The sequence below is a fragment of the Gimesia fumaroli genome, from assembly GCF_007754425.1.
Classification (GTDB): Bacteria; Planctomycetota; Planctomycetia; order Planctomycetales; family Planctomycetaceae; genus Gimesia; species Gimesia fumaroli.
On record NZ_CP037452.1, the window covers coordinates 7,078,501 to 7,092,023 of the forward strand.

The window sequence follows — 13,523 nt, forward strand, 5'->3', positions numbered from 1 at the left end:
GCCAAAATCAATAAATTCACCGCTGCTGGCAGTAAACTGGAAAGCGGATCAGTAAATGGTCAGCCGGGATTGAATGTCCACTGTGCGGTTCTCACGCGACGATTTCAAGGCCGCCAGCAGAATCTCGGTAACATGCCGCGCCGTTGATGCATTCGACAGTGGAGGTTGAATACCCTGCCGAATACAGGCCGCCCAGTGTTGATGTGAGTTCTGCATGGGGTAGGAAGATAGATTGACGGTTTCTTCGATCAGCGGCGCATCTTCATCTACTTGGGAACTGGGGTAATAATACCGCAATGATTCCGCCTGCCGACTGCTGACCAGTTTTCCGGCTGTCCCGTGCACGGAAAATTCATATGTCCGGGCGGCATCACACCAGCCGGTTCGTGCCGTACCCAGAGCCCCGTTTTCGAATTCGAGTATCATCGATGCTGTATCTTCGAGCCGCGTCGGTTTCGCGACCGTGGTCAGTTTCGCAGTCACCGATTTGACAGCCCCCACCACGCCAACCAGATTGGCAATCGCATAGACGCCCATGTCAAACAGCGCCCCCACATCTGCTTTGTTAGCGTCGAAAAACCAGAGATCATCGGTCGGCTTCTCTTCCAGAATTTCCTGGATGCCCGCGTAGTAGACTTCCGGTCCTCCATGACTGGCACGGGCATCAGCCGCGGAAATCGTCCCCAGTTTTTCGTTTTGAATATAATCACGGCAAGCGAGCACATGCGGGTTCGACATATAAGGCAGCGCCAGCACCGTCTGGTTGTGATTGTCGGTCTCTTCCACAAACGCATCGGCTTCGTCCATCGAAGTACTCAACGGTTTCTGCATGTAAACATGCTTGCCCGACTGGATGGCTTTGATGCCCCACTCCACATGCAGCGGATGAGGCAGCGCAATGGCGACCGCATTGATGCTTTCATCGTCAATCACATCCTGGTAATTCTGCGTCGAACGGGGCACATTAAATTTGCGGCAGAGCACGTCCAGTCGTGACTGTTTCCGCCCGGACAACAGCACTACTTCACAGTCATCGACAGTCTGCAGTTCCGGCAGATGCATCTTAGCTGCAATTCCTCCGGCACCGATGATCCCGACTTTCAGTTCCTTCATCACTGTCTCCACATAGTTTGCTCTCAGATTCAGGCTGACATACAAAGCGTATATGGATTCAGTGTCTTCATTTTTGAAGTGGTTGTAAAGGTAAAGGCTGCGATTTCCCTTTTGGGTAGTAACACTCCACTTGAAGGACGACACTGGCTTGTTGTGATCCGGCTACTTCAACGATAGGGGTAGGAAGGACCGGTTGCTTCCGGTCCCCCCTCCCTCCGAACCGGACGTGCGGTTCTCCCGCATCCGGCTCTCCGGTTGGTAGTTTTACCTCTGCGAGGATTGACTGGCCAGAACATGGGATTGTTTCAAGGAGAACAGTCCCTGTTCGGCAAAATAAGCATTGGGCCAGCGTAAATGATCGTGTCCTCGTCCGCGACCTTTGCCTTTACGACGTTTCCGAAGTATACTTCGCAGACGCATGCGAACCCACTGATCCAGGATGGTATACGTGGAAGGCTGGCAGTGTTGAAAATAATTGAACCAGCCACGTAGCGTCGGGTTGAGCTGTGCAATGATGCATTGAAGGCTATGCCCGTTCGTCCGCCTCGTCTTCTGCCGAATGGAGTCTTTGAATTTCTGGAGACTTTTCTTTCGAGGGAAGCGATAACGCCCCTGGAAAGTGTAACCCAGAAAATCGAAGCTCCCCTCGGCCATGTCGACGATGTGAGTCTTGTCCGGATGCAGCGTCAGGCCGGCTTCCGCCGTCCACTGCCGCACCATCTCCAAAGCTCGCTCGGCGTCTTCCCGAGTTCGACACAAAATCACGAAGTCGTCTGCGTAACGGACCATCTCAATTCCGGCTCCCGCCATCAAATGGTCGAGGGGATCGAGATAGATGTTGCTGAGCAACGGGCTGATCACCGCTCCCTGGGGGCTCCCACGATCGGGAGTCCATTCGGCAAGGTCATCTAGAATCTGTTGACGCAGAAACATCTCGATCAGCGTCAGCACCTGGCCGTCGCTGATTTTCTCCCGGACCCGATTCATCAACTTATCGTGGGGAATTGTGTCGAAATAGCTCTTCAAATCTGCATCCACCACATATGTGTAACCGCTTTCGAGCAGCGTATCGACACGCTGTAGCGCATCCTTACAGCCGCGCCCGGGACGGAAACCATAGCTTTGCTCGGCGAAATCCCGTTCGAAGATTGGTTCCAGCACTTGGCGTAATGCGGTCTGCACCACCCGATCCCGAGCTGTGGGAATCCCCAGAGGACGCAGTTCCCTGCTCCCCGGCTTGGGAATCCACTGTCGCCGGATTGCCTGCGGTTGGTAGTTTCCTTCCCGCAGTTGTTGCGACAGCTTTCTCAGGTTCGGGATCAATCGCTCGGCGAAGCGTTCGCAGCTGACGTGATCCACACCAGCTGCACCGCCGTTGGCGGCTACTCTACGAAACGCCTGATACAAATTTCGATCACGATCGACTTTATCGATCAGACTGAACCATTGGCCTCCTTTCACCCCCGTTTCGAGGGCCGTCAACATGCGGTCTGTCCAGACACATGGTTCTACCCAGTCCCAGCGGGACGAAGCTTCTCCGACTTGTTTAGCCGCAAACGGCACTCGCGTCGGTTTTTGTTCCCTGTTTCGGTTCATTCCACATCTACCTTCCTGCATCCCTTTGCTCCACGGGCGTTACCCCGCTTCTTCGCTAATATGGATGCTCTGACTCCTACCCAACTGGCTCTTCGTACCGGTCGGCTCCAGAGAATCCGGAATCCGGCACATGAACGCCATCCTTAAGATCGGGCAGGTCTCCCTGCTTCATCACATCAAACCTTCAGACCATTCCGTCTCCAACCACCCCTCGTTGCCCCCGGGACCGACCTGGTTTTGAACCACGGGGCTGACCGTCGCGGAACCGCTGGCAGCGGTCCCGCACCCACTCGGCAGAGTTTCGCACGACGTCACTTGGGCTTCGCCATTCCCTAGCTGGCTCACCACAACGAAAAGCCGAATCGAGTTCGTTATCCTACGGACTAGTCGTTCACATCCGGTTGCTCTCCACCTCCTCTCACGAGAACGCAGTTACCTTCTGTTACGAAGTTCAGGTCAAACTTCGGCAAGGACTTTCACTTCGCTGATTCAATGCGCTTGCAGGCGCACTAGGGGCGAGTCTACGTGCTCGCCCACCTCGCGAGATTCAACCTGCTCTAAATCTCCGAACGGAACCACAAAAAAGTGTTCGTGTCCTTTCGTGCTTTTCGTGGTAGAAAAAACCGTGTGCCACGGCTCGTGCGGCCGTGCAAAACAATTCACGACTCCAACGCAATCATCCTATTTAGAACAGATACCCCAATAGATCGATGGTATGTGTTTCCTCCCAGGGGATGTCCCCGGAAATCCTCTTTACCAGCATACAATCCGCTAATCTCCGTTTGATTAACCCAATGCTGTGCCCCTCGTCAATTCCGAACCAGACACAATCATTCTGAAACAATGTGTAGCCAACGTTCTGATACAATTCGTGCTCATCGGCGAACAGCAGACAAAAGTGGATGTCGTTAGCGGCTGCTTTTTCCTCGACTGCTCTCAGCAATTCCGTCGCCACTCCCTGTCGTCGCGCTTCTTCTTTGACACACAGATCGATGATACCAAAGATCGAGGCCCATTGGTCGCCAACCCTGATTGCGCGATGCTCCAGCCCCAACTGTCCGATGAGTTCTCCGTCAGAATAAGCTAAGAGCCTTTCTTGTGACATCTGCTTAAAGAAAATCCTCTCTTCGAAATAGCCCGGAAAGCAATCTTTGAGAAGTAACAGAATTTGAGACCGTTGGCGATCACTCAATTCATATTCGTTAATCTGAATCAGTTTCAATTCCCGCATTCTGCAAACCTGAAATAAGATCTGGCGATATTCGTTTCACAAGAACCGACTTTAACCAAGCCCCCGTGAAAGCGAAAGTGCCATCTAATAGCGGTAGGAATAAAAAAACCTTCATTCATTCCGACCTTGATGTGACATCTCACCTCCTCGTAGAGGCGAGTCACAACGCTGTCTAAATCTCCGAACGGAACCACAATAAACCGTTCGTGCCCTTTCGTGCTTTTCATGGTAGATAAAAAACCGTGTGCCACGGCCCGGATTCTGTTCGAAGTAACCCGTTCACAAACCATGAGCGGGTCGGCACTAGCCACCGGTTTTTAATTCAGCATACTGTCACACAAAAGAACAAAACTTGAAACACGCCGTAACGACCGCATACAATACTCATTCCACTCAATAAGAATCTGGTCATCCAACCAGCCAGTAATGGAAATACCGCATGAGTTCCAGCTACATCCTCGCCCCCGTCACACAAGAGTTCCTCGAATGGGGTCAGCAGTGCGACGTGCCGATTTCGCGGGAAACGCTTGACGGGCGTTCGGTTACCAAGGCCGAACTGACGGAAGTCTTGGAATCCTTAAACGGCTTCACCATTCGTATTCAGGGCACGAAAGATGACTTCAACGCCCAGGTCGATTCGATCGAAACGGTTGACTGGGAATACGAGTCTCCCGACCCGCTCATGAACCAGGCCTTCGCCGGCACCCACACCAGCCCGAAGGAATCCGTCAGCATTGAACGACTCCATCCCCAAAACCAAAGCCCGTCCCTCAGCTTTCACGGCGACATCTCACTCATCGTCCGGATTGCCCAGAACCTCGCTAGACAATGCGGCCCCCAGACCGCCTTCGCCACCTGCGACGGCATCCCCGCCTTCTTCCTGCCGGATGTTGATTCACCTGTCTGGAATGAACCATGGGTTTGATGCCCGATCTATCAGCTCCAGGTAAACAGACGCATCTTCCCAGCCTTCTGAAAGCAATAAACTCACTTCAACCAGGTAGATTTAGCTGCCTGGTTCATTTTTTCAATCGGGAAATATGCTTCTTTGCATAAAAGGATTTTGAGAAATAAAAGGGGATAAATGATTTTCTGAATCCATTAAAGAAGGAGCTATTTAGATGAACAAAGCAAGTATCAAACACAGCAATGTTACGAAGGCTGGAAGCTTGGGAGGCGCGTCAGAGATTGAGGAAGCATTTACGAAAGTTGAGCTCCCATGCAACATTGCTCACGCAAACAATAGAGAGTTCGATACACTGCTATCGGCAATGTACCAAGAAAAACAGAGCCTGGTTAACAAGTACGAACGAGTAATCAAAACTTCACAAGACCAGGCTGAGGCGGTCTTCAATATCCTGAAGAAGGCATGCATGTCTGTCAAATTGACTGGTATCGGAAATCCGGAAGCCGAATCCCAGATTTATGAAAAAATCAAAAGCTTGACGAAAAAACAAGTTCCGTTGATTATGGCATTACCGATGGGAGGAGGTAAAGTCGCAGTTGAGTTAAAAACGGGAAATGGATATCTCCCCGATACTGCTGAGTGGGAAGCCTGGAATCATCTTGCTGCGATTGCCGAAGCGATTTCGACATTCTATCGACCGGGTGCAAAAATCGTGGTTGTTGGCGACGCCATGTTACACACGGCAGACCTGGGAATGAACGCCACGGAAGCTGCTCAGCATCTCAATACAGCACAACAAGATTTAAAAATGCTGAATATTGCAGACTTCATTAAGCTCCCTGACCCATTAAAGTCTCTTCCAGATAATTGGTCGAAGACAATTGCTGACCAGAGACGCAAGATCATTCAAAAGACCCATAATGATGCAGCATTCACTAATCAACAGCGCGAGCAGACCGAGTCTTTGGTTTACTCTTTAAACACACGCGTGTACGAACTGAAACGATCTGACTACATTCGAATGTTCGCCGCATTAAAAGGTTCCGTAAAGGGAATCAGTGCAGAGCATCGCCTGTTAGCAGCGAACCATTATCAGCGATCAGAACAAGTTACTGCAAACTATACCGCAGTAAACTATGCGATCCGAGCGACCGGTTTAATCTCGCGCGTTGTAAAGGATACGACGGGAGCTGAAGATTCCTTGCGCTTGTCAGTTCATGCGAAGCCACTGGAGTTTCGCCCTCTATTATTCGAGTCTGGTCGATTGGTCCGAAATGCAGGGTTACTTCCAATGCACGGCACAGGCGTCGTCGGCGAATATAAGGGAAAACTCCATTTCGGGATCGACTTTGACATCGCTCTGCGAATCAGGGGCTTTGCCAAAGTGTACTATGATGGCCGCCCTCTGTTCTACCGGTGGACAGAGCACCACAGCGAACCCCATCTTGTCGATTCTGTCGTAAGTAGTTGTGGCCTGGTCACCTAGTTCGCTGCGATGATCTCAAGAACCTAACTGAAAAGCTCAGCCTATTGTTGGTTGGGCTTTTCAGTCTACCACTGAACAATTTAAACGGAAATATATTTCCTGGGAAACTGAAATCGAAACCAATAAAATTACTGAAACTGAAATACCTCCAACATTTTTAACAGGAATCAGCAAATGAATCAGACCAATATCAAATACCTCGCAACGTTTCTCAACTTTTCAGATTATGATCAAAAAGCGTTTACTGACCACCTGATGCGAGAGCGAATCCAACAGGGATTGAAAGAAGGATGGGACACAGAGAGAATTGCAATTTCTCTGGGACTTAGCTCTCGCCGTATTAATCAAATTCTGAAACAAGAAGAAATCGCAAAGGGTGGTCGATTTCTGAATTCGATCATTCTTGACCTTTTCAAGAATACAGAAGAATGGGTCACAGTGGAGCAATTGGAATACCGAGCAATGCAGCACCCTGAATTTATCGAACTTGTGGACAAAAATCCTAAAGTCATCAAGTCACTCCTTCTTGCTGCTACGCAGGCCGGGATTTTAGCTTCTGATGAAAGTAGCTACAGGAAAGTTCAATCTGAGTTTTTTAATCCAGCTCCACTTTCTGAAGCCGAATACAATGCCAAAGCCAGACGAGCCTGGAGCATTGCACGAGGTTCTTCACCAGATGACTCTAAAACGCTCACAGTAAAACTGGACCAGGCTGGCCTGGATCAATTAAAAGAGTCATGGGAGTCACTGAAAGAAAACCCTTTCTTCTCTGATTTCGTTCGGCTTGCACGCCGCTCAGAATCGCGAGCGAAACAGGGGGCCATCTTGCCTATGAATTGTGGTGTTCTGCTCGCCGCTGTCCCTACCCAAAGCTCCCATCCAAGTACAATTGGGGGAGAGCTTCTGAATGCTCCTGATTCTCACGACATCGCCTTCCTGCCTGCCCTTGGCTACCTGGATCAGGAGGCCTGGAATACGTTCGTTGAAAGAGTGCTTCCGATGATGCAATCACAGTTCGAGACAATGGCCAAATCTGTTCCAGAACCAGATAAGTCAGCAGCGGTGAAAGACTACCAGTTGACGATTATGCACAGTCGATTCTGTTGTGAAAACACGCCCCAAAAGGACCAGACATCAAAGAAAAGACTGAGCCTTAGTACGACACTGGGAATGATGCTCCTTTTGATCTCAAGCCTTTCATTACACTTCACCCAAAGTTGCGAATCTCAGGCCGAGAAAACACTTATCGCGAAGGGAGTCAACATCGGCCTGAATGAAGATCCAGCTGCGGAGACACTCATCGCAAAGGGAGTGGATATCGGCCTGAATGAAGACCCGGCTGAGGAAACGCTCATCGCGAAGGGAGTGGATATCGGCCTGACTGAGGACCCGGCTGCGGAGACACTCATCGCAAAAGGAGTGGATATCGGCCTGACTGAGGACCCGGTTGAGGAAACGCTCATCGCGAAGGGAGTCAACATCGGCTTGACTGAGGACCTGGTTTAGCTTCCCGATCATCACGAACATTCCCCAACCTTAAATCAAACTGATGCACACTGCAGGCAGAGATGAGGGGGGGCTTCCCAATTAGTCGAGCGGTAATTCAACCCGTCGAAGCAGTCTCTGGAAAGTCACCCCTCACCCGCCGTGCTTGATCCTGTGCCTGGCATCGAAGCCGTACGCGTGAACAATGTGCGGGTATGACATGGCTTTACCCGCAACATTCAGCAAGTGCAAAACGTGCTATACACTGACTTTGTAATGCCATTCCACCAGGACGCCCCATCGCAGCTCCTCATTAAAATGGCACAATCATACCAGGTGCCATTCCCGGCACCTGGTATACGTCTTCCTGAATAAGTAACAATTTCAGTGCTGAGGAATTTTTCTCCCCCAAGGCATTAATACTCATCTCTAAACAGAAACATCTCAAAACTCCGAAACGTTTCAGGATGTTCCAGATACTTCCGACTGCCCGAGTCATCGATGCCATGGTGCGCAAGCCAAGCTTGCAACTTGGCCATAAGAAGATGTACCGCTTCAATTCAAGTAATCACTTGTCTGTCGACTAGAGGCCGAAGGTGAGCGGCTTCAATTTCCTGTAAGAGAAAATATTTGACGTCCTGCAACGTTACTGAACCAGAATCCTCGATAAACTGAAACTGCTTCCACATAGCACCAAGCCCATTCCCCAGCTTTCGGGACGACATCACACTCATTCTGCGAATTGCCCAGGACCTCGCCAGACAATGCGGCCCCCAAACGTCGCAGATACCCTTTCATACGTCCCCCCTTTTATTCCGAGGTAGAGACTTTCAACGGTGGTCGGTAGATCCGGAAGGCTTTCACCGGCAGTTTTCCTGTTGCCTGCGGCGAGAGTGTCAAACTGTGGTCGCTATTTTTCATACCCTGCGCGAGCACCGTGGGATATTCTTTGGAAGCATCCGTGACCGCCGGCGATTCCCAGACATCCACGAAGAGCGGCCTGGTTTCCCAGGTGACTTTATAATCTTTGGGCAGACTCTGTTTGCGATAACGCAAAGACCAGTTCACCATCCACATCCGGGGTTCGATCACCACGCGACCGGAATTAGAAACAAAACGCGTTTTGTGATCGCCGGTGCCGTCGGGCCCCGTTTTGGAACCGCTGACTTCATACCGCAGCACATCCTTTTCCAGATCGCATTCGAGAATCCGCGCGGTCCAGGTTTCCACCTGCAGCGGGGCCCGATGATCGATGCGATTGAAGGCCGGGCGGCCCGCGACGGGCGTGGGGCTGGGACGCGTGTGATAGTAGAGCTCCGGGAATTGGGAAGGGGATTTCCCGTCCAGCAGTACGGCGGCTTTCGCTTTGGCTGCGTCTCCGGGAGCCGCGATCACGTCGATGCGGTTGCCTTGAAACTTCAGCGTCAGGGAGCCGTCGTCTTTATGCTCGACACGGGGATCATTCACGGGAATCTCGGTGACGAGGTCTTTCCATTTGTCATTGGGAAAACCGGGATCATAGCGCAGATGCGGTTTGACCAGTTCGGCGATGAGGAAGTTCCCTAATTCATTCGGGTGCACCGTGTCGCGGAGCGTGTCTTTCACCACCAGGTTATTCTTTTTCAGATAACCCTGCATGCCGGTGCGGACGTCGGCCACTTCACAATCGAGTTCCCGGCCCAGGCGATGGTAGAGATCGGAAATCGCCTGATCCTGCGCATCTTTGGCCAGCACGTCGGGATGTTGCGGGTCGCCGTCCGACGGGACGGTACTCGGCCAGCGCAGGTTACTGGTCCAGAGCAACACCTCGGCGGTCGTACGCTCACGGATGCGGCGGATGATTTTTTCCTGGTGACCGGTTTCCACCCCCGCCCAGACGTGAAAGATCACCAGATCCGGGTAGAAGGGATAGAGGTCAAATTCGGCGGTGTTGATCAGGACCGGCCCGCCATAGCCGCCGATGGCCCGATTTTCAATTTCCAGGTCGGCGTGCGGAAACCGCTGACGCAGATCAGCCGCCACATCCTGCCACCACGGATTGCGGGTCACAGACTGCCCATAAAACAGAATCCGCACCCGATTCCGCTTTTCCGGCGTACTGGTCGCCAGCAACGTCATCGTCCGCTGAATCTTCGCCCCAAAGGTCGCCGGATCGCCGGCGGGTTTCACCGGGGCGAATTTCGGGGGTTGCTGAGCGAAGAGGTTTGAACTGCAGGCGACCAGGGCCAGAGACAGAATTAACGTGGACCGTAACAGCTGCATCATAAGTTCCTCAGGAGGAGTCGATTGTCAGGGGGCAGACAGAGACACACGGAGTAGCGCGTCTATACTTTGAGATTCCTAGCTATTTTCTATTCGAGATTAAACCAATGCACACTTTAGTTGTTGACAACAACACACTATACACACAAGCATATATAAACAATTCACACATTCAATTAAGAAATAATAGTCCAAGGCAACAAGCCATGTCAAAAGAATTGATCACCATTCCAAGAACACCTGATCTCAAAGTCATCGAAACATTTCAGGGACTTTGTAGTCAGTTTGGTTTTCCAACATTTTCGATTGCTACCGTGACTGGTGTTTCTATCAATGATGTTATTTCTGAAATAGATAATCCAGAATCACAAGAATTTAATCTTCTATTAGAAGCCGATTCAACAGTTATTAATCTCTGTCAATCCAATCATAGAGGCATACACATACAGTATTACAGAGGTGGAACTGCAGACCCAAAATCACCACTCTATGATGAAGTGATCATCAACTGGAGTCCTAATAATTCAAATGAATCTAATTTATCCCCAAGCGAAAGGTTAGAAATCGGTTTTTATCTAGCAAAGAAACTCAATCCGTTTGATCCACGGAAAATCGCTCAATGGAATGTCCCGGAACAATTCAATCAGGCATTTTCAATTCATGATGAAATGCTCAACCGACTTGAGCAACTGAATGTCAAACTCATAGAAGATGCAGACTCGTTTCGACGAGAAACAGAAACGCATTACTTAGAGAAAGAAAAAACGCTAGAAGAATCAATCGAAAAAAAAGCTGAGGAACTAAAACAAGAGTATATTAACAGACAATCAGAACTGACTGAGAGACAAGCTGACTTAGATGCCACCCTTGCAGAAATTGACGCACGGAATAATACAGTTGTCCGTCGAGAGATACGCGACAAGATGCTTGAAGATGTTAAAGATCGATTTGACAAATTCGGCGTTTCTCCATCAACTGAGCAAAAACGTACCCCTGTTTTTAGAGGCATCTTATTGTTGGGCATTGTGATTCTAGGATTATTGATTTTATCCCTGTATGAATATCACATTCTTTTGAGTCGCCCATTACTCGCAGAAGCTCAGAAAAATAGTAGCCCCAGCTCTTCCGAGAATGAAGTCCTCAATATTAAAGACAAGAAGTTTATTATTGATGGTTCGGTTGAATACACCTGGTATTGGCAAATCGCGAAAACATCGATTCTCTCTTTCGCGTTGATTTCAACAATCCTCTACGCCATCAAATGGCAGGACAAGTGGGCGAGGCAGCATTCCGATTTAGAATTTGAATTGCAGCAGTTTAATCTCGATGTAAATCGAGCAAACTGGGTCATCGAAAGTTGTTTAGAGTGGAGAAAAGAAACTCAATCCGATGTTCCAGAAGTTCTTTTAAACAGCATCACACGTAATCTATTCAAATCTAATTCAAATAAAGAAGAGAATGTGATTCACCCTGCTGATGAATTAGCTTCAGCGATTATCGGTACATCCTCAAAATTGAAGTTGAATGTTGCGGGGAACGAAATCGAGCTCAACCCGAAAAAGGTTCCAAAAGAAATATCGAATGGAAATAGTTAGGAAACAGATTTACGGTTCCTGAAACCTTTTTCGCAGAAACCATCGACTAGTTTTTCAAAATCATCTCTAACCTAACGAATATGGTATCAACAATGTCAGATATACCCGAAGAGGAAAACACTCTCACGCCAGAACAACAAGATGCTCATAACGCAGCCCTGGAACATGCATGGGCTTGGTTTTCCCTTCATGCAACCCAAAGGTTACAGGCGGTAAACTTCTTTCTAGTTGCCACAGCATTTCTAATGGCAGCATTCGTCACAGCAGCCAAGGAACAAATATTCTCATTATCGGCGGCAGTCGGGGTACTAGCTATCTGCATTTCAATATACTTTTATCGAATGGAGCGTCGAGTTCAATCTTTGATCCATGCATCGGAGAATGCCATTGGACCATTACAAGAACTACTTGCCAAACAAGTACAAATCGATTCGATTCGAATAGTCTCTCATGTTGAGAATCCTCGTCCTGGGGAGTGGAAGTACTCGAAGGTATTTCGCCATCTATACTTCTCTACCGGATGCGCTTTTGGTCTTGGATTAATGTACTCCGCATGGGCCGCCTACAAAGCACCATCCATTGCTTCAGCAGCGAATTTAGCACCGTTTAAATTTGTTATACATGGGATACTCGGTGTATTCCTTCTTTTTATAGGTTATGAAATGATTATTGGAGTTCCACAAAAAAATGAATTAAATAGTAGGCGAAATTGTATTAAGCATTGGTCATTACTTCTACTTGGAATAGTAAGTGCGACCTCTGGAATTGGAGTGATTTTACATTTGATTTTCAAAGTGCTGTAAAATTTTTCTGGATGGGCTCTAGATGTGTAATGACAGCGCGATTCTCATTACTGGAACCGGGAACAATTCGCTGGGTGAGATGATTTGCAAAACCCTACGACGTGCCTACACAGGAACACCAATCATTGCGATTGATCTCAATAATAGTTCGCTCATCACCAATCTCGAACGCACACTTGCTTTCAATATCAACTTGAATCCACTGACACATCATGCGGGATACAAAGGAGTAGCAAACGACGTACAACAAGTAATCGACAATGCTCGAAGCCAGTTTCAGTTTCATGGAATTGGAATGGTGGTCCTGGCTGCTGGGATGTACGACTTTGGAGATCTTACTTCTACCTCGCTTGATGTGAGACAGGCTATTACTGGTGTAAATGTATGTGGGAAAATTGAAATTCTTCACGCTGTGATGGAAATGAATAATAAGTTCGGTTTTAGGAGTGAGGAAGAGTTAACATTAGTCGATATTGGATCACTTCACGGGCTTTCAGCGTCAGGAAGTCGCGCAATTTATGTCGCATCGAAGGCATTCGGACTAGACCTCTGCTTGTCGTTGCTGCACGGTCACGAAATCAATCGAATGATACACTTTGCTCCTGGCCCAATCGACACTCACATGCTTCACCGAAATCACTGGGTTTTGAAAGAACATGGTTCATCTGAATTTTTTGAATATGTCAGGGAAAAGCATGCAGAGAAATACTCTAACGTCTTTGTTGGATGCGATGATCAAGAATTTGCCAAGATGGTAACAGGATTCTCCGAGAATAATGAGGTGTTATTTAACATTTTCAACCGCTACAAGGAGCGGCGTGCTCGACAAATGGCGGGAGACAACCCGATACTGAATCCTATGGACGTGGCTACTGTTATTGTAGACACCCTACAGCATCCAACATCCGAGGAGGAAGTTGTCTGTAAAATTAATGCAGCTGGTGGTCATGTTCAGACTCAAATGCTATCAATCGATCAGGTGATCCGATTCCAAGTCGCGAGCAAGCAACGCAAAAGTGACAGACCTTAATATTTTGGATTCCCA

Annotated in this window: 11 protein-coding genes; 6 read left to right on the forward strand and 5 right to left on the reverse strand. The window is 48.9% G+C overall.

Annotated features, from left to right (window positions below):
- Window positions 1-48: 48 nt before the first annotated feature.
- From Enr17x_RS26685 to Enr17x_RS26695, 4 genes are all read right to left on the reverse strand, one after another.
- Window positions 49-1,113, reverse strand: a complete 1,065-nt coding sequence (locus tag Enr17x_RS26685) for a Gfo/Idh/MocA family protein (RefSeq protein ID WP_145313085.1) — start codon at window positions 1,111-1,113, stop codon at window positions 49-51.
- 264 nt (window positions 1,114-1,377) lie between these two features.
- The gene (gene ltrA / locus Enr17x_RS26690) at window positions 1,378-2,709 is read right to left on the reverse strand and encodes a group II intron reverse transcriptase/maturase (RefSeq protein ID WP_198000725.1); all 1,332 of its coding nucleotides are present in this window, start codon (window positions 2,707-2,709) and stop codon (window positions 1,378-1,380) included.
- Window positions 2,710-2,880: 171 nt separating this feature from the next.
- Entirely contained in the window at window positions 2,881-3,054 is a 174-nt protein-coding gene (locus tag Enr17x_RS29790) for a hypothetical protein (protein WP_198000726.1), read from the reverse strand.
- A gap of 340 nt (window positions 3,055-3,394) precedes the next feature.
- Window positions 3,395-3,940 (reverse strand): GNAT family N-acetyltransferase, encoded by a 546-nt coding sequence (locus tag Enr17x_RS26695; RefSeq protein WP_145313087.1) that lies wholly within the window; start codon window positions 3,938-3,940, stop codon window positions 3,395-3,397.
- A gap of 439 nt (window positions 3,941-4,379) precedes the next feature.
- Between Enr17x_RS26695 and Enr17x_RS26700 the strand changes: the two genes are divergently transcribed.
- The 3 genes from Enr17x_RS26700 (at window position 4,380) to Enr17x_RS26710 (ending at window position 7,839) form a co-directional block, all read left to right on the forward strand.
- Complete coding sequence (locus Enr17x_RS26700) at window positions 4,380-4,865, forward strand: hypothetical protein (RefSeq protein WP_145313088.1); 486 nt, start codon at window positions 4,380-4,382, stop codon at window positions 4,863-4,865.
- A gap of 448 nt (window positions 4,866-5,313) precedes the next feature.
- Window positions 5,314-6,333, forward strand: a complete 1,020-nt coding sequence (locus Enr17x_RS26705) for an L-tyrosine/L-tryptophan isonitrile synthase family protein (RefSeq protein ID WP_198000825.1) — start codon at window positions 5,314-5,316, stop codon at window positions 6,331-6,333.
- 174 nt (window positions 6,334-6,507) lie between these two features.
- The gene (locus Enr17x_RS26710) at window positions 6,508-7,839 is read left to right on the forward strand and encodes a hypothetical protein (RefSeq protein WP_145313092.1); all 1,332 of its coding nucleotides are present in this window, start codon (window positions 6,508-6,510) and stop codon (window positions 7,837-7,839) included.
- A gap of 789 nt (window positions 7,840-8,628) precedes the next feature.
- On the opposite strand, the gene Enr17x_RS26715 is transcribed toward Enr17x_RS26710, so the two are convergent.
- Window positions 8,629-10,083 (reverse strand): SGNH/GDSL hydrolase family protein, encoded by a 1,455-nt coding sequence (locus Enr17x_RS26715; protein WP_145313094.1) that lies wholly within the window; start codon window positions 10,081-10,083, stop codon window positions 8,629-8,631.
- A 203-nt stretch (window positions 10,084-10,286) separates the two neighbouring features.
- On the opposite strand from Enr17x_RS26715, the gene Enr17x_RS26720 reads away from it, so the two are divergent.
- The 3 genes from Enr17x_RS26720 to Enr17x_RS26730 all read left to right on the forward strand — a co-directional run bounded on the left by Enr17x_RS26720 (window position 10,287) and on the right by Enr17x_RS26730 (window position 13,508).
- Entirely contained in the window at window positions 10,287-11,675 is a 1,389-nt protein-coding gene (locus Enr17x_RS26720; protein WP_145313096.1) for a hypothetical protein, read from the forward strand.
- Window positions 11,676-11,767: 92 nt separating this feature from the next.
- On the forward strand, window positions 11,768-12,478 hold the full coding sequence (locus Enr17x_RS26725) for a hypothetical protein (protein ID WP_145313098.1): 711 nt from the start codon (window positions 11,768-11,770) through the stop codon (window positions 12,476-12,478).
- Between the two features lie 22 nt (window positions 12,479-12,500).
- Window positions 12,501-13,508 (forward strand): SDR family NAD(P)-dependent oxidoreductase, encoded by a 1,008-nt coding sequence (locus Enr17x_RS26730; protein WP_145313100.1) that lies wholly within the window; start codon window positions 12,501-12,503, stop codon window positions 13,506-13,508.
- Window positions 13,509-13,523: the final 15 nt, after the last annotated feature.

Coding starts and splice junctions, on each gene's coding strand:
- Enr17x_RS26685 (WP_145313085.1), bottom strand. CDS start 1,113: ATGAAGGAACTGAAAGTCGGGATCATCGGTGCCGGAGGAATTGCAGCT.
- ltrA (WP_198000725.1), bottom strand. CDS start 2,709: ATGAACCGAAACAGGGAACAAAAACCGACGCGAGTGCCGTTTGCGGCT.
- Enr17x_RS26695 (WP_145313087.1), bottom strand. CDS start 3,940: ATGCGGGAATTGAAACTGATTCAGATTAACGAATATGAATTGAGTGAT.
- Enr17x_RS26700 (WP_145313088.1), top strand. CDS start 4,380: ATGAGTTCCAGCTACATCCTCGCCCCCGTCACACAAGAGTTCCTCGAA.
- Enr17x_RS26705 (WP_198000825.1), top strand. CDS start 5,314: ATGTCTGTCAAATTGACTGGTATCGGAAATCCGGAAGCCGAATCCCAG.
- Enr17x_RS26710 (WP_145313092.1), top strand. CDS start 6,508: ATGAATCAGACCAATATCAAATACCTCGCAACGTTTCTCAACTTTTCA.
- Enr17x_RS26715 (WP_145313094.1), bottom strand. CDS start 10,083: ATGATGCAGCTGTTACGGTCCACGTTAATTCTGTCTCTGGCCCTGGTC.
- Enr17x_RS26720 (WP_145313096.1), top strand. CDS start 10,287: ATGTCAAAAGAATTGATCACCATTCCAAGAACACCTGATCTCAAAGTC.
- Enr17x_RS26725 (WP_145313098.1), top strand. CDS start 11,768: ATGTCAGATATACCCGAAGAGGAAAACACTCTCACGCCAGAACAACAA.
- Enr17x_RS26730 (WP_145313100.1), top strand. CDS start 12,501: ATGTGTAATGACAGCGCGATTCTCATTACTGGAACCGGGAACAATTCG.